The organism is Priestia aryabhattai, from assembly GCF_023715685.1.
Classification (GTDB): Bacteria; Bacillota; Bacilli; order Bacillales; family Bacillaceae_H; genus Priestia; species Priestia aryabhattai_B.
This window is the reverse complement of sequence record NZ_JAMBOQ010000014.1, coordinates 18,829-34,615: the sequence shown is the minus strand read 5'-3', so window position 1 is coordinate 34,615 and position 15,787 is coordinate 18,829. Positions and strand designations below refer to the sequence as shown.

14 protein-coding genes and 2 tRNA genes are annotated in these 15,787 nt (G+C 37.4%); 2 read left to right on the top strand and 14 right to left on the bottom strand.

Annotated elements, in window-relative coordinates:
• Positions 1 to 26: 26 nt before the first annotated feature.
• Positions 27 to 2,504 carry a stage II sporulation protein E gene (spoIIE, locus tag M3225_RS27150; RefSeq protein ID WP_251400284.1) on the bottom strand — a complete coding sequence of 826 codons (2,478 nt, stop codon included), beginning with the start codon at positions 2,502 to 2,504 and terminating at the stop codon, positions 27 to 29.
• A gap of 312 nt (positions 2,505 to 2,816) precedes the next feature.
• Between spoIIE and M3225_RS27145 the strand changes: the two genes are divergently transcribed.
• Positions 2,817 to 2,890 (top strand) — tRNA-Met (locus tag M3225_RS27145).
• A 10-nt stretch (positions 2,891 to 2,900) separates the two neighbouring features.
• Positions 2,901 to 2,972 (top strand) — tRNA-Glu (locus M3225_RS27140).
• 121 nt (positions 2,973 to 3,093) lie between these two features.
• On the opposite strand, the gene M3225_RS27135 is transcribed toward M3225_RS27140, so the two are convergent.
• The 13 genes from M3225_RS27135 to M3225_RS27075 all read right to left on the bottom strand — a co-directional run bounded on the left by M3225_RS27135 (position 3,094) and on the right by M3225_RS27075 (position 15,787).
• On the bottom strand, positions 3,094 to 3,561 hold the full coding sequence (locus M3225_RS27135; RefSeq protein ID WP_013054879.1) for a S1 domain-containing RNA-binding protein: 468 nt from the start codon (positions 3,559 to 3,561) through the stop codon (positions 3,094 to 3,096).
• 88 nt (positions 3,562 to 3,649) lie between these two features.
• On the bottom strand, positions 3,650 to 4,021 hold the full coding sequence (locus tag M3225_RS27130) for an FtsB family cell division protein (RefSeq protein ID WP_013054878.1): 372 nt from the start codon (positions 4,019 to 4,021) through the stop codon (positions 3,650 to 3,652).
• Between the two features lie 4 nt (positions 4,022 to 4,025).
• Entirely contained in the window at positions 4,026 to 4,649 is a 624-nt protein-coding gene (yabQ, locus tag M3225_RS27125; protein WP_251400282.1) for a spore cortex biosynthesis protein YabQ, read from the bottom strand.
• The gene (gene yabP / locus M3225_RS27120; protein WP_195781471.1) at positions 4,646 to 4,951 is read right to left on the bottom strand and encodes a sporulation protein YabP; all 306 of its coding nucleotides are present in this window, start codon (positions 4,949 to 4,951) and stop codon (positions 4,646 to 4,648) included. Before yabP ends, yabQ begins: the two co-directional genes overlap by 4 nt.
• Positions 4,952 to 5,050: 99 nt before the next feature.
• A complete protein-coding gene (locus M3225_RS27115) occupies positions 5,051 to 5,317 on the bottom strand; it encodes an RNA-binding S4 domain-containing protein (protein ID WP_251400280.1) in 267 nt (88 codons plus the stop codon).
• Positions 5,318 to 5,337: 20 nt separating this feature from the next.
• Complete coding sequence (gene mazG / locus M3225_RS27110) at positions 5,338 to 6,798, bottom strand: nucleoside triphosphate pyrophosphohydrolase (RefSeq protein ID WP_251400278.1); 1,461 nt, start codon at positions 6,796 to 6,798, stop codon at positions 5,338 to 5,340.
• Positions 6,799 to 6,810: 12 nt separating this feature from the next.
• Positions 6,811 to 8,415, bottom strand: coding sequence for a putative polysaccharide biosynthesis protein (locus M3225_RS27105; protein WP_251400275.1), 1,605 nt, complete (start codon positions 8,413 to 8,415; stop codon positions 6,811 to 6,813).
• A gap of 228 nt (positions 8,416 to 8,643) precedes the next feature.
• Positions 8,644 to 9,180, bottom strand: a complete 537-nt coding sequence (spoVT, locus tag M3225_RS27100; RefSeq protein ID WP_251400273.1) for a stage V sporulation protein T — start codon at positions 9,178 to 9,180, stop codon at positions 8,644 to 8,646.
• 249 nt (positions 9,181 to 9,429) lie between these two features.
• Entirely contained in the window at positions 9,430 to 12,960 is a 3,531-nt protein-coding gene (mfd, locus tag M3225_RS27095) for a transcription-repair coupling factor (RefSeq protein ID WP_251400271.1), read from the bottom strand.
• Positions 12,961 to 13,029: 69 nt separating this feature from the next.
• On the bottom strand, positions 13,030 to 13,260 hold the full coding sequence (locus tag M3225_RS27090) for an anti-sigma-F factor Fin family protein (protein ID WP_013054869.1): 231 nt from the start codon (positions 13,258 to 13,260) through the stop codon (positions 13,030 to 13,032).
• A 59-nt stretch (positions 13,261 to 13,319) separates the two neighbouring features.
• Positions 13,320 to 13,877 carry an aminoacyl-tRNA hydrolase gene (pth, locus tag M3225_RS27085; RefSeq protein WP_251400269.1) on the bottom strand — a complete coding sequence of 186 codons (558 nt, stop codon included), beginning with the start codon at positions 13,875 to 13,877 and terminating at the stop codon, positions 13,320 to 13,322.
• A gap of 139 nt (positions 13,878 to 14,016) precedes the next feature.
• Complete coding sequence (locus tag M3225_RS27080; protein ID WP_251400260.1) at positions 14,017 to 14,646, bottom strand: 50S ribosomal protein L25/general stress protein Ctc; 630 nt, start codon at positions 14,644 to 14,646, stop codon at positions 14,017 to 14,019.
• A 187-nt stretch (positions 14,647 to 14,833) separates the two neighbouring features.
• Entirely contained in the window at positions 14,834 to 15,787 is a 954-nt protein-coding gene (locus M3225_RS27075; RefSeq protein ID WP_013054866.1) for a ribose-phosphate diphosphokinase, read from the bottom strand.

Sequence of the window (15,787 nt, the reverse complement as noted above, 5' to 3'; positions counted from 1 at the left end):
AGGAGATAAAATATACTTCTATCTAACTATTGTGCTTTTTTACGATAAGCGTAAGAAGGAATCGATGACCATTTCGGGGTATTGTGCTGAAGTTTTGCCACAACTACCGTCATATCATCTTCAATTAAACCTGATTTTGTTCGAATAACTTCTTCCATAATTAAGTCTGCAATTTCTTGTGGATCGTTTGTTTGAAGCTCGCCAATTTTTCGCTTCATCCACATTTCGTAGTTCTCAACGTGCTTTGGTCCTTCGAATACGCCGTCACTCATCATAATTAATAAATCTTCCGCCTTCATTTGTTCATTCACAACATCTACTTCAAATTCTTCAATAATGCCCATTGGCAAATTGCTTGCCTGTATTTTAATAACCTTATCTCCACGTTTGATGAAGCTTGGCGTAGAACCGATTTTCAAGAAGTTTACATTGGCATCTTGTAAATCAATCATCGCTAAATCTAAGGTAGAAAAGATCTCATCGTTTGTACGCAGCGATAAAATAGAGTTAATCGATTTAATTGCAATTGTCTCTTCTATTCCTGTTTGTAAAATTTGTTTTAACAGCTGAAGCGTTTCGCTACTTTCATAGTGGGCACGCTCTCCATTCCCCATACCATCACTAATAGCTAGTGCATACTTACCGGCGTTTAGCTCAATCATAGAATAGCTGTCACCGGATACAAACCCTCCACCTTTAGCTGCATGTGCTACGCCTGTATCAACAACGTATGCTTTTGTACAGCCAAACGAAACGTGGCAATAGCCTTGAGGATATTTAGCACATTCTTCGTTCTTTACTACAATACTTTCACCTAAAATATCTGTAAGCATTGGCGCAATAATCTTCTCGCATTCTCCTCTTCCGTGACAATATGGCACCCACATTTCAATATCTACATTTCCAGGTTCCAGGCTATAAATTTCAATTTGATTGATTTCCATCCCAAAGTTACGAAGAGCTTCTAAAATCTGTTCTTCTTGTACATTTAAATTTTCGCGCTCTCGCTTAATTTCTTTTGCAAAATTGCCCATGACTTCAGAAACACCGTGAAGCTGTTCTGCTACAATCCTTCTACTTTCTTGAATTTGCGCTTTTAAGTGCTGATTGGCTTTAAAATACGTAAGTTCATGCTCAATCACATCGATGACTTTTTTCGATTTCACACAATGTTTGTCCATTTCTCGAATTAGCCTTGGATTTTGCTCAAGAGTGCCATTGTCAACTTCAAGCATAATTTCCTTCATATATTCATAGGTTGTATCAAACTGCTGTGCCCAACATTGTTCTTTTTTAAAACAAAATTGGCACGTCCTTTCGGTAACGCTGCTTAAAAAATAATCAACTTCTTTATCCGCACTTGGCTTTTCATCATAAAATCCATTTTGCGTAAAACTTTTGGAAAGTGCTTGAAAAACATTCGAGAACTGTTCTACGCGATTCGCTGTTACATCTCGAATCTTACGCACGTACTGCTGTTGTTCAAGCATATTTTCAGATGTCCCTGGTACTAATTTACTTAAGTTTTTCAAAACAAAAGATGGGGTTAATAAAAATAGGACAACGGCCGTCAGTGATTCATACAAATTAGTCGTCAACCCTTGATCTGCCTGAGCATATAGGCCAATTAGCAATGAACCAACAACCAACCCAAGAGCTGCCCCTAGCTTTTTACCGTCTTTTAAAAGTCCTCCAAGCAAGCCAGAAAAAGCGAGTAAACTCATTTCGTACAAACTAGAAACATTCGCGAAACTTAAAATTAAACCGGTTACGACCCCTACCGTCGCTCCTATCGTAGGTCCTGATACAAACGCAAAAACTAATACTAAGTAACGAGACAATATATGTTCAGCCGAAAGACCGTAAATCATCCACCCTATTGTCCCCGTCATAACAGATGCCAACAAAATAATAAGAGAAATCACTTCTTCTGTTTTTAACGATTGTTTTCGCTTTCGGTATGAAATTAAGGGCACGCTTTGCAAGAAAATCATGGTTAAAATGAAGCTCAATCCTGCTTCTACTGCCACAAATGTAAAATCATACATGGTGAATTCCTTGGTAAACACATAAAAAATAGTTAGTTTTGTAAGTAACATCGCGATAAATACAGTGAACGGTAACTTCTTTAACGGATCTATCGTCAGCATGCCGCTAAATCGATGAATCAGTAAGAAAACAAATAATGTAGCAAATACGGTGCCTCCATTTTGAATCGAAACACTAAATGCCCCTGCCAATACGGCTAAGCTTGCTAACGGTGCTTTTTCTTTCTTTATAGCCATTACAGCCGCAAAGAATGGTAAAGCAAATGGCATGATTTTCATTAAAATTAACGCTCGTCCTAATAAAAAGCCTACGACTAGCAGCAACAATCCCCATTGAAATAACACCTTTTCCGTTTTCATGCCCGCCTTTGTAAATACACGGGACATTTCTAATCTAGTTCGATTAAATACCGCCTCTGTTGTTGGACTTGCAAAATCTCTTTCCGTCTTTTGCATTCTCCCACCACCCGCTAATTATACTTATTCGTTATTATATCGCGGCGAAAGGTGAAATTTTGTCAAACGGACTAGCAAAATACCTATAATCGTTCGACTATTTTCTAGTATTATATTGAAAACTATACAAAAAGATGTACAATCTTACATGGCGATTTAAAAAATATCAGAGATACTGTTCGTGTCAGAGAAAGCCTATACTCATCATTCTTTTTTAAAAGCAAATAAAAGTCTATAAAAATAACAAAAAAGTTATTGACAATAACCCTGCTTTTTTATATTATTATAAATGTCTTTTAGAGAACGTATAATGGCGGTGTAGCTCAGCTGGCTAGAGCGTACGGTTCATACCCGTGAGGTCGGGGGTTCGATCCCCTCCGCCGCTACTCGAATAACGGCCCGTTGGTCAAGCGGTTAAGACACCGCCCTTTCACGGCGGTAACACGGGTTCGAATCCCGTACGGGTCATCAAAAAGCATGTACAACAGTACATGCTTTTTTTCTACTCTTTTTTTACATATAAAAAAAGCACCTTTTAGATAAAAGGTGCTTTTCAAAAACTCGCTATCTATTTGATATAAGCAGCAAGTTAACCGCGTTTTGCACCGCGTCCACCGCGTTTTGATTCGGTATGGCGTTTTAGGGAAGATAAACGTTCTTCACTGTCTTTTAAGAAACGATTCATTTTTTGTTCGAATGTTTCTTTTGTACGGAAATCATTACCGCCACCACGATTGTTATTACGTTGTGGGCGTGAATCACGTGGACGGTCTGAGCGTGGCGCTCTTGCAGGACGCTCTGGTCTTTCTGGACGTTCTGGTTTGTCTACCGCTTTCTTAATTGAAAGACCAATTTTACCATCTTTCTCAACGTTAATTACTTTGACTTCAACTTCGTCGCCCACTTTTAAATGGTCGTTAATGTCCTTTACATAATTATCAGCTACTTCACTGATATGAACCAAGCCTGTTGAACCTCCTGGTAACTCAACAAAAGCTCCAAAGTTCGTAATACCTGTTACCTTTCCCTGTAACTTGCTGCCTACTTCGATTGACATAAAAAAAATGCTCCTCCTTAAATGATAAAAGAAATCAATTTATTATATTATACAAAAAGCAAAAATACACTGTCAACGAACCATACGTTTAGTCTTTTTTTACATTAAAGATAATTTCCCCGTCTTCTGATAAAAAATAATCTCTGCGGGCAATCTTTTTAATATAATCATCGTCATTTAACTTGACGATTTCACCTTTTAACTGTTTTTGCTTGCTTTGTAATTTTGTCAGCTGCTGTTCTAATTTCACCTTCTCAGCTTTTTTGTTCTCAATAGCTGAGGTTTGCGTAATTAAAGCTGATACCATCAATCCACCAATGATTAAGGCCAACACTCCAAAAACAGTCAAACGCCTAATTAAACCGATACGTTTTCGATCTGTATTTTGTTTAATTTGCTCTTGTTTATGGCTATAATCAGTATTTAACTTCGCGACCTTTTTTTTTCGTACCGCACTCATTGAATTAGTCGTCCCCCTTGTTTTTTAAAGTGTTCACCCATGCAACGACTCTCATTACCATATTCTTTGCACGATTGTAAATTCCTTCTATATACCGAAAACCCATATGTAAAAATCGTTTTACAGGTTTAGGCATCATTCTCCAAAATACGAAAAGAACCCACCTCGTCGGTACGTAAATAAGCTTTAGACAGAATATGAGCAGCTTATGAACAGCTCGGTAGATTCCTAAAGCGACTACAAGTAGAATATGAATAAAGAAGCGGATAGGCTTGACCAAAAAAATATTACTAAGCGTTAAAACACCTCGATATAAACTTAATACGCTCGAGACAGTAAATGTTAATACTTTTAAATACAGTGATTGAAATAAACTTTGATACGCGGCGAAGCCGCAAAACAAAGCAAGAAACGCATACAAACGCAGTTCTCCTTCATTCACCAAAAACAACACATAAAAAATGAGAAGAGCTTGCACCATCCAAAACAATATGTCATTCACAAATACAAACCATGGGCGTGATTTAGAGCGATTAACAAAGTAACGATAAGTATCGAGAGAAGCACCTAAACCGCTTCCCATCGATACCATCGCAAGCATTGTATAGAGCTGAATGTTTAAACTCATCGAAACAACTTACTAAAGAATCCTTTAGCCTTCTCCGATTGGTTCTCATCTAAGTAAACTATATCAAAGATTTTTCCTTTTATCGATACAATTCCTTGATCAACGTCTAAATTTTTCATTTGCAGATTTTGCCCTCTAACTGACAAGAAACCCATCACTGTTTCAAGTAAAAATTCCTCATTGTCAAAGCTCTCTACCTGCTTCACACCCGTAATATCTAAGAGACGCCGACCCTTCATCACTAAATCATGATTTGGAGTATGGTCTTTGTTTGAATTGCTTGCTTCGTAAAATTGGCTCATATCTTCATCCCCACCTCATTCATTAAGAGCATTCACTCTTGTTATCTGTTGTTTAAAACATATGAATGAGAAAGGTGATTTAGAACAAGCCTTCATCAGTTATACTTCAGATGAAATACGCTCTTCTTTGATAATTGAGTACAAATTAGCTGCTTCTTCTTTTTTAGCTGCTTCTTGAAGAGCCTCTATTTTAACGGTAATTTTCTTCGTGCCAAATGTGATCGCTAATTCATCTCCTACTTTCACATTTGTGCTTGCTTTTGCAACGATACCATTAATGGTAATACGACCCTTGTCTGATACTTCTTTTGCTAATGTGCGGCGCTTAATTAAACGTGATACTTTTAAAAATTTATCTAACCTCATAATTCCCTCACCTTTCTGTTTTACAAACCTGTTTTTTTGGCTTCTTCCCAAAATTCATCTAACTCTTCTAACGAAAAAGATTCAAATGGTTTTTGAGAAGCTTTCACTTTTTCTTCAATATATTGAAATCGATTTAAAAATTTTGTATTCGTTCTAGCTAATGCAGCTTCAGAGTCGATTTTATAGAATCTTGCAATATTCACTAAAGCAAATAAAATATCTCCAAATTCATCGCTCATTTTTTCTTTATCAGCATGCTGTACTTCCTCTTGGAATTCAGCAAGTTCTTCTTGGACTTTTTCCCACATAGGTTCAACTTCTGACCAATCAAACCCAACTTTTGCAGCTTGTTTTTGATATCCGTGCGCTTTCATTAAAGAAGGCATAGCCTCCGGTACAGAAGCTAACAGAGAAGAAGATTCCTCTCCTTTTTCTTCTTTTTTGATTTCATCCCAATTTTTTAAGACCTCATCTGTATCATTCACGCTCACTTCACCAAATACATGTGGATGGCGTCTTACCATTTTCTCTGAAACCCTGCGAATGACATCATCAATTGAAAACATTCCTTCATCTTCACCGATTTGTGCATGAAGCAATACCTGCAGCAATACATCACCAAGCTCTTCAATCATATTATCGTCATCTTGACGATCAATTGCATCTAATAACTCATAAGACTCTTCTAGCAAATAGCGCTTGAGCGATTCATGCGTTTGTTTTTGGTCCCAAGGACATCCGTTTGGCCCTCTAAGGGTGGCAATAATCCTTCTGAATGCGTCAAATTGATGGTATAAAATCGTTTCGTCCGCTACTGGAGGAACATAAATAGTCGTTAAGTTATTGAGCGACATTTCTCTATCTAATTCATACAGCTTGACCAGTTGAATTTTTTCTTCACTGCTTCCCGCTGCCGTTACAATATAAACAAGGTAATCATCAGGCACGTGTTCCATCAGCGTTAGCTTTACCTCTGAGGCAACGAACTGATCGTACACTTGAGCAATCAGAACATGACCGGTTAATTCTATTTCGCTGCGCTTTAAATCTGTTCCATCTAGCAGCTGAAACCCTTCAATAGGATCGATCTTTAGCGCGCCAAAGATTGAGTCTAAGAAGCTTTGTCCCCCTTTAATTTCAACGGGAATGCTGCGTTCTTTTCCTTTTTTTAAAAGTAATTGAACCGTACGTTCTGCCACTAAAGGGTGCCCCGGAACAGCATACACCACTTCTTCTATTGAAGCTTTTTCGATTAAATCATTCGATATATGTTCATATACCTCTTCAAATGCATCATAAGATTCGTATACGTCATCATAGGATACATACGTCAAGCCTTCACTTTCTAATTCTTTGATTACAGGATGTTCTTTTGTGCGCATATAAATATGCTTTTCATGCTGTAGCAAGCGATAAATGCCTACAGGTAGCTGTTCTAAATCGCCTGCTCCTAAACCAATAACTGTTACTTTACCTGTCATTGCTTCACCTTCTTATTTATTTTTTAATACGTATTTAGCTAAAACACTTCCCATGGGAAGTAAACGTAATTCCTCTTCGGTAAAAATATGTTGTTTCATAATGATGAACAAATAAAACAAACCGCCTATTAAAACACCAGCTCCTGTTTCAACCACTTGTTTGCTTGTATCTAAACCATTAGACCATACAAAGTGATGTAAACAAAATAAATAGCTTTGCAAAAGAAATACCATTGCTATGCCCGTTATGAAAATACCTCCACTCGCCTTTTTCGGAACAAGAGGGACAGCTAGCTTTTTATACAGACAAAATAGATTGATTGCTGCAACGATGCCAAATCCAGCTGAGGAAGCAATGGCTGCTCCTATGGTTTGAAAATCTGGTATTAGCCAAAGATTTAATGTCAGTTTGACCGTCATGCCAGCGATGACGGCTATTACAGGCGCGAAAACAGCTCCCATCCCCTGTAACACAGCTCCAGCAGTTGCTGCTACTGTCGTAAATATAACTAACAAGCTCAAAATTTGTAAAACGTCCGTTCCGTGGGAGTCACCGTATAAAAGCATATTAATGGGTTTCATCAGCGCAATCAAGCCAAAAGCTGCTCCAACTCCGACTACAAACGATAGGCGGAGAGATAGCTGAACTTTTTCAACCACAAATGACAGGTTCTTTTTCACAATTGCTGAAGAAATAACAGGTACAAGCGAAAGCGAAAAAGCTGTACCTACTACTGTGCCTAATTGAATCAACGGAAGCCCGCGGTCGTAAATACCTTTTAAAATTTGTGCTGCCTCTTCAGCCATGCCGTGCGCCGTCAGACTAGAATATAAAGTAAAGGAATCAATAAGCTGGATAAACAGCAAACCCATACCGCTAATACAAATTAATAAGCCTTGAATAACAAGGATTTTAAATATTTTTTTGATGTCTGCTTTTTTTATGCGTTGAAATATCCCCTTAGAATTTGTCTTTGTTCTAAAAACAAATAAAAATAAAATAATAAGAGATGTTATACCGCCTGTTATGGAACCAAAAATAGCTCCCGCCCCTGTAGTATAAGGACCATACCCATGCTGCATAAAGAAAATAGACAGATACAAAATAGTCCCTACCCGTACAACTTGTTCTGCGATTTGAGACAACGCCGTAGGAAACATATTATGTAATCCTTGATAATAACCACGAATAACAGCAATAAACGGAATAAGTAAAAAGGAAAATGAAATAATTTGAATGAGAACCGTTAACTCACGATCTCCCATCCACTCGGCAATCGTTTCTGCAAAGATATATTCGAGCGCAAATATCATGCAGCCTAATACAAACAAAAAAGTAAATGAAACTTGAAGTATTCCTCGTATTTCCTTTCTCCGATTTGTTGCCGCATAATCAGCTACTAACTTCGAAATAATTACAGGGAAACCATATGTACCTAGCTGTAGCGCAATTCCATATAGCGGATAAACTTGCTGATAGATATAAAACCCTATATCTCCCGCAATATGGTGATATGGAATACGATAAGTGGCACTTAAGATTTTCGTAAATAAACCTGCGAGCATTAAAATAATGGCGCCATTAAAAATAGAATAGAGCTTTGACTGTTTCTGCATTCCTACACCTTTCACCGCAGTTTGTAATTATGTGAACAACTCTTTTTATTAGCCGTTAACTGTAGCAGAACAGAGCTTTGTTCTTATAAAACATCCTGCACTTTCCAATAAATAAAATACCGTACCATTATATCATGTTCTCTTTATTTCTAAGGTAAGACAGCATGAAAAAAGGCAGCAGAAACTGCTACCTTTTCAGTAAATAATGTAAAATAAAGATAATTACGCTTACTGCTCCATTTGACGAGATAAGAAGCTAGCTGCTGTTTCGGCTGCTTTATGCTCTACTTCACCAAGAGACTTATCTTTTGAGAAGATGATAACGGCTCCAATCGGATCTCCATTTGCAATAATTGGACCGATTGTGTAAGAAGAAATATTTTCTTCGTATCCATCGACAAATTCAAGATTTTTCCCATCAGTTACTAAAGAAGAACTGCGGCTTTCCATAACAGATTCCACTAAAGAACTAATGTTTTTATTTAAGTATTCTTTTTTAGAACTTCCTGCTACCGCAATAAATACATCGCGGTCACAAATAAGTACAGGATGACCTAAGCTATCGTATAGCGCTTCGCCATACTCTTTCGCAAAATCTCCCAATTCACTAATTGGCGAATATTTCTTTAAAATAACTTCTCCATCGCGATCGACGAAAATCTCTAGTGGATCTCCCTCTCGGATTCGAAGTGTTCTTCTAATTTCTTTTGGAATCACAACGCGACCCAAATCATCAATACGACGAACAATACCTGTTGCTTTCATTCATTGAAGCCTCTCTTTCATACGATGATTAAAATAATTGGTGAATATCACTGATGGCTATATGATAAAAGGTTCACCTTTGTTGAGGTTAGTATTCTTCACTCTACAACTTCTATTCACCAACCATCTCTTTTTTTGTTAAAAAGTGTGCTTTTATTAAAAAAATGTCCAAAAAACCGCCAAAACATGGGGATCTGGATATTTTTATTTCAGCTATACAAAAAGAAGGCTCAAAAATGAGCCTTCTTTTTAATTCGTAACTTGTTCTTTTTTAACAGTGGCTACTCCTTTTACTAACTGATACACAATATTGAGCCATTCTTTTTGAGCAAGTCCCTTTACATTAACCACTAATTTTACTTTCTTGCCTTCCATACCTAAGCTGACCATTCTGCCAAATTGATCACCTAGCATGAATAATTTTTGGCCGTCTACCGTTGAGCTTACTTCTTCAGACAGCAGAATAGAAATTTCTTGTTTTGACTGAAGAATAGATTCTACTAAGTTCTGCGTTGCATATACTTTTGTTTCGGCTACTTTAAATAAATACTCAACCTCAGCCGGATACTCTCCAAAACGATCAATCATTTCATCTTGCAATTCTTGAATATCCTCTAGTGCTTCAATTCCTCTAAAGCGCTTATACATTTCGATTTTCAAGCGGCCGTCTGTAATGTACTGATCAGGGATATACGCGTCCAAGTCCAGATTCATTTCAACATTAAATTTCACACTTTCTCCGTCAGACCCGCGTCTTTCCTCTATCGCTTCTTTAAGCATTTGTGAGTAGAGATCGAAACCGACAGAATCGATAAATCCATGCTGCTGAGCACCAAGTAAGTTTCCGGCACCACGTATTGAAAGGTCACGCATAGCAATTTTAAAACCAGAACCTAATTCGGTGAATTCTTTAATAGCTTGCAGACGCTTTTCAGCTACTTCTGTCAGTACTTTGTCTTTGTGATACGTAAAGTACGCATATGCCACGCGATTTGAACGACCTACACGCCCTCTTAATTGATACAGTTGTGATAATCCCATCTTATCAGCATTATTGACAATGAGCGTATTTACATTTGGAATATCTACTCCTGTTTCGATAATGGTTGTACTCACAATAACGTCATATTCGCCTTCTAAAAAGCTTAAGATAACCGCTTCGAGTTCTGTTTCATTCATTTTTCCGTGGGCATACGTTACCCTAGCATCAGGCACGAGCATCGAAATTTCTTCTGCTTTTCGTTCAATATCTTCTACGCGATTATATAAGAAGTAAACTTGGCCATCACGCGCTAACTCACGCTCAATCGCTTCACGAACTAGAACCGGATTATACTCCACTACATACGTTTGAACTGGAAAACGATTTTCAGGCGGCGTTTCAATAACAGACAAATCCCTTACGCCCAACATAGACATATGTAATGTTCGTGGAATAGGTGTTGCTGTAAGTGTAAGGACATCAACGTTTGCTTTCATTTGCTTAATTTTTTCCTTGTGCGTTACACCAAAACGCTGTTCTTCATCGATAACTAACAATCCTAGATCTTTATAAATCACGTCTTTAGATAGTAAACGATGTGTACCAATCACTACATCTACTGTCCCGTTTTTTAGCCCTTTAATTGTTTCTTGCTGCTGTTTACGGCTGCGAAAGCGGCTCAATAGCCCAATATTGATTGGATAGTCTTGAAAACGCTCACGGATGGTTTCATAGTGCTGTTGAGCTAAAATAGTGGTTGGTACTAAAATAGCTACTTGTTTTCCATCTGTAACAGCTTTAAACGCAGCACGAATGGCTACTTCCGTTTTTCCGTATCCAACGTCTCCACAAAGCAGACGATCCATTGGTCTTTCATGTTCCATATCCTTTTTAATTTCTTGTACAGAACGAAGCTGATCTTCGGTTTCTTGATAAGGGAAAGCTGTTTCAAACTCTCTCTGTAAATCGCCATCGGGTGAAAATGCATACCCTTTACTTGCTTCACGCTCTGCGTACAATTTAATTAAGTCATCAGCGATGTCTTGAACAGAAGACTCAACTTTCCGTTTTACTTTCTTCCAGTCATTTCCGCCAAGTTTATATACTTTTGGCTCTTTCCCTTCAGAACCTACGTATTTTTGTACTTGATCAATCTGTTCAACAGGAACGTACAGCTTGTCAGAGCCTTCATATTTGATATGGATATAATCTTTATGATTACCGTTAATCTCTAACGTTTCCATTCCTAAGTAACGGCCAATACCGTGGTTCACGTGAACTACATAGTCACCTACATTTAACTCTGAATAGCTTTTAATACGCTCTGCATTGGAAAGTTTTTGACGACGCTTTGATTTCTTTACCCGTTTTTTAAACAATTCTTCCTCAGTTAAAACGGCTAATTTTTGCATCGGCAGTTCAAAGCCCATTTGTAAATCGCCTTCAATAATTTGAACAAGACCTGGCACAAGCTGACCATTTCCATCTAAAATAGATGAATCAATATCATAATCTGCTAGCACACCTTCGAGTTTTTTCACCCGCTCTTTATCTGCTCCTAAGAGGACCACCGTATAATTAGCATTTTTCCAACGTTCAATTTCACTTTTTAATAAGTTCATTTGGCCGTAAAACTGCTGCATCTGCTTACATGAAATATTAATAATATTTTGCGGACTCGTATACGACACGTGTTTCAAAAATAACGATAAGTATAAAAACTGATGTTTTGCTCGCTGAATAAGAGATGGGAGCTTATGAGATAATTGAACGTCTCGAACAATTTGCCCCTGTCCTAATAATTCTGTTATCCATTCAGCTTCCTCTGTTTCAAGCTGATCAGACGTTTCTTGAATTCGAGTTGTCTCATCAAAGATGACAAGGCCACTTTCTGGTAAATAATCTAGTAAACTAGCAGGCGATTCGTAAAAGAATGATAAATACTTGAACATATTTTCAAGAAGTTGACCTTGACGCAGCTGTTCAATTTCACCTTTAATATTTTCTGTTAAGGTAGCTTTTAGCGCTGTGTTTTTCACTTGTTGAAGCGTCGAAGCCAGCTGTGCTTCTAGTTCTTCAATTCCTTTGGCCACTTCATTTTGGTTCACAATGATTTCCGTAGCTGGGCCGATTGAGATTTCTTTTAGCTGCTCTTGAGAGCGTTGATCCTCGATTGTAAAAGTACGAATGGAATCAATCTCCGTATCAAATAGTTCAATTCGGACAGGTAGTTCTTCTGTTAACGGATAAATATCAATGATTCCTCCGCGCACACTAAATTCACCCGGAGCTGAAACCATCGATGCCCGCTCATAACCCAACTCAACTAACCTTTTTAAATAATGATCAACGTCGATGTCGATCCCCATTTGAAACGGCAGCTGCGTTTGCTCCCATCTTGCTTTAGGAGGCAACAGCTTTCGAATTCCTGCAAGCGGTGTCACAACTACTCCACCTGTATTTTGACTCCAATAATTGAGTACTTCAATTCGCTGAGCCTTTAATTCTGGACTTGCAATCCCCACTTCTGTAGCAACTAAATCATTAACAGGGTATAAGAAAACGTCTTTTTCCGGTAAAAGATGTAAAAGGTCTTCATACACTTTTTGGGCTTGATATAAATTATGGGTCACTACTAATAAGGGATATTTTTTATCCTCATTTAACAGTGCCATTAATACAGATCGAGCTGAACCGGAAATTCCCGTTACTAACTGTTCTTTCAAACCTTCTTCTAAACTGCTGACAACAGCTCCAATTTCTTTATTTTCTTCAAATTGCTGTCTAATCCCTCGCAAAGGAATTCCCTCCTCCCATGATATGTCTAAACTAAACAGAAAAACGCTTTGGTTTGAGACCAAAGCTTTTTATTGTATAAATGTTTCGTACTGATGATAGTCTGGATTTCGTTCTAGCGCTTCTTGACAATCTTCACAAATAATTTTAACCACGATATCTCCACTATTATGGTAGTGAATAAAGTCTTTTCGTTCATCTGCGGTCAGGTGATTAAAACCGAGTGCTTCAGTATTGTGAGCTGTCTTTTCTATCATACCGACTTTTGCGCCACAATGTCTACAGAAATAATGAATAGACATACAAATCCTCCCAAATCTTTTAGTGTTAGTATGGACGATTGAGAGAAATTTTATTCTACTTAATTATAGCGATTCATTACTTCTAAGAACGGTTTACCTAAAAAGTCTTCACTCGCGCGTACAGACGTTTTCATTGCTTCATCCATATGAACCATTTCATCTTCTGTAAAGCGCCCTAGTACATAATCAACTACTTTCATACCGTTCTGCGGACGATCAATTCCAATACGAATTCGGTTAAACTCTTGGGTTTTTAAATGCTGAATAATCGACTTTATTCCGTTATGGCCGCCTGGACTTCCTTTTGTACGCAATCTTACTTTTCCGCACGGTAAATCTAAGTCATCATAAATAACAAGTAAGTCTTCCACGTCTATATCGAAATAGTCCATTAACGGGCGAATACTTTCTCCTGATAAATTCATATATGTTAGAGGCTTTAATAATATGACTTTTTCTCCTTTTATTATACCTGTTCCATATATTCCGTTAAACTTTGTTTTATCTAATGAAATCATAAACTGTTCAGCAATTTTATCAATTGCCATAAATCCTATGTTATGACGAGTACGGTCATATTCTTTGCCAGGATTCCCTAAACCAACGATTAATTTCAAAATAGATACTCCTTTCCACTCTATGTAAGTTGTACATAATAGGTAAATGTCTTTAATGTTTTACATTACTATATAGTATCACTTTTATTATAATCAATTCACACAAAAAGACGTAACCTTTTGGTTACGTCTTTTTATATTATTCTTCGTTATCTTTTTCTTTCGTTGCTTCAACATCGCCTTCAGCATCCTGAACTTCGCCGCTGTCCGGCTCTTCTTCCTGTTGAGGAGGTAGTACAGAAGCAACTGTATCTTCTGCATTATGCGTAATTTCTAGCTTTTTATCTACCTTAATATCCGCTACCGTGATTGTATCATTAATTCCTAAATCCGATACATCTACATCAATAGATGATGGGATATCTTGCGGCAAGCCTTTTAATGAGATTTCATATAGAGACTGCTGTAATACGCCACCTTCTTTTGTTCCTTTTGCTTCTCCTACTAGAGATAAAGAAACTTCAGTATCAATTTCTTTCTTCATGTCGACCACTTGGAAGTCGGCGTGGACAATTTCGTTTTTTAATGGATCGGTTTGAATATCATGTAACATTACGGAATATTTTTGCTTATCCACTTGTAATGTTAACACTCCATTGCGTCCTGCTTCACGAATAGTCTTAATAAAATCAGCACTGTTTAAGTAAATAGGTGTGGATTCTGTTTTATTTCCGTAAACAACCGCTGGGAAGTTTCCTTCGTCGCGAATTTTTCTATTTGTAGAATTTTTGAAATCCGTTCTTTTATTTGCTTGAATTGAAATACTCATTTTATTCACCTTCCAGTATGTTTTCTACTTAAAATGTACCCTTTTTAGAAGGTTGCTAAACATGAAACCCGGTTTGAACAGTAATATATCTTTGTTCATTCCGTCCAAAGCGCTTTAAAATCAAGGGTTAGCACATTTTAATTTTTTTCAAAAAAACCTCTTTCCAAATGGAAAGAGGTTCTGTTTATCAATCAAATAATGTACTAACTGATTGCTCTTCGTGAACACGAATAATCGCTTCACCGATTAACGGAGCTACTGAAAGTTCTGTTACTTTATCAATTTTCTTATCTTCTGTTAAAGCAATAGAGTTTGTTACAGCTAGCTCTTTGATTGTAGAGTTTTGAATACGCTCAATCGCAGGGCCTGAAAGCACTGGGTGTGTACAACAAGCATATACTTCTTTTGCACCTGCTTCAATTAATGCACTTGCACCAATTGTAATTGTACCAGCTGTATCAATCATGTCATCAATCAAGATTGCTGTTTTTCCTTCCACTTGTCCAACAATGTTCATAACTTCTGCTACGTTTGGACGTGGGCGACGTTTGTCAATGATAGCGATCGGTGCTTTTAGACGTTCCGCTAAACGGCGAGCACGAGTTACGCCACCGTGGTCCGGAGATACAACAACAACATCATCAAGGTTTTTACTCTTGAAGTATTCACCTAAAATTGGAACACCTACTAAATGGTCAATTGGAATATCGAAGAAACCTTGAATTTGAGGAGCGTGTAAATCTAATGTGATAATACGAGTAGCTCCCGCTTTTTCAATGATATTTGCTGCTAATTTGGCAGTGATTGGTTCACGTGCACGAGCTTTACGATCCTGACGAGCATAGCCATAGTAAGGCATAACGATGTTAATTGTTTTAGCTGATGCACGTTTTAATGCATCAATCATAATTAATAATTCCATTAAGTGTTCGTTAACTGGAGCACTTGTTGATTGAATGATAAATACATCACAACCACGGATACTTTCTTCAATGTTAATTTGAATTTCACCGTCACTAAAACGATCAACCGAACATTTACCTAATTCCACACCAATTACTTTTGCGATCTCTTCAGCTAAAGCCTTGTTTGAATTTAGCGTAAATAACTTTAAATTTTCATCAGCATATACATTTGACAT

Bases quoted from the DNA above. Each gene is read 5' to 3' on its own strand.
- spoIIE (WP_251400284.1), bottom strand. From the start codon at position 2,504: ATGCAAAAGACGGAAAGAGATTTTGCAAGTCCAACAACAGAGGCGGTA.
- M3225_RS27135 (WP_013054879.1), bottom strand. From the start codon at position 3,561: ATGTCAATCGAAGTAGGCAGCAAGTTACAGGGAAAGGTAACAGGTATT.
- M3225_RS27130 (WP_013054878.1), bottom strand. From the start codon at position 4,021: ATGAGTGCGGTACGAAAAAAAAAGGTCGCGAAGTTAAATACTGATTAT.
- yabQ (WP_251400282.1), bottom strand. From the start codon at position 4,649: ATGAGTTTAAACATTCAGCTCTATACAATGCTTGCGATGGTATCGATG.
- yabP (WP_195781471.1), bottom strand. From the start codon at position 4,951: ATGAGCCAATTTTACGAAGCAAGCAATTCAAACAAAGACCATACTCCA.
- M3225_RS27115 (WP_251400280.1), bottom strand. From the start codon at position 5,317: ATGAGGTTAGATAAATTTTTAAAAGTATCACGTTTAATTAAGCGCCGC.
- mazG (WP_251400278.1), bottom strand. From the start codon at position 6,798: ATGACAGGTAAAGTAACAGTTATTGGTTTAGGAGCAGGCGATTTAGAA.
- M3225_RS27105 (WP_251400275.1), bottom strand. From the start codon at position 8,415: ATGCAGAAACAGTCAAAGCTCTATTCTATTTTTAATGGCGCCATTATT.
- spoVT (WP_251400273.1), bottom strand. From the start codon at position 9,180: ATGAAAGCAACAGGTATTGTTCGTCGTATTGATGATTTGGGTCGCGTT.
- M3225_RS27090 (WP_013054869.1), bottom strand. From the start codon at position 13,260: ATGTCTATTCATTATTTCTGTAGACATTGTGGCGCAAAAGTCGGTATG.
- M3225_RS27080 (WP_251400260.1), bottom strand. From the start codon at position 14,646: ATGAGTATTTCAATTCAAGCAAATAAAAGAACGGATTTCAAAAATTCT.
- M3225_RS27075 (WP_013054866.1), bottom strand. From the start codon at position 15,787: ATGTCAAATGTATATGCTGATGAAAATTTAAAGTTATTTACGCTAAAT.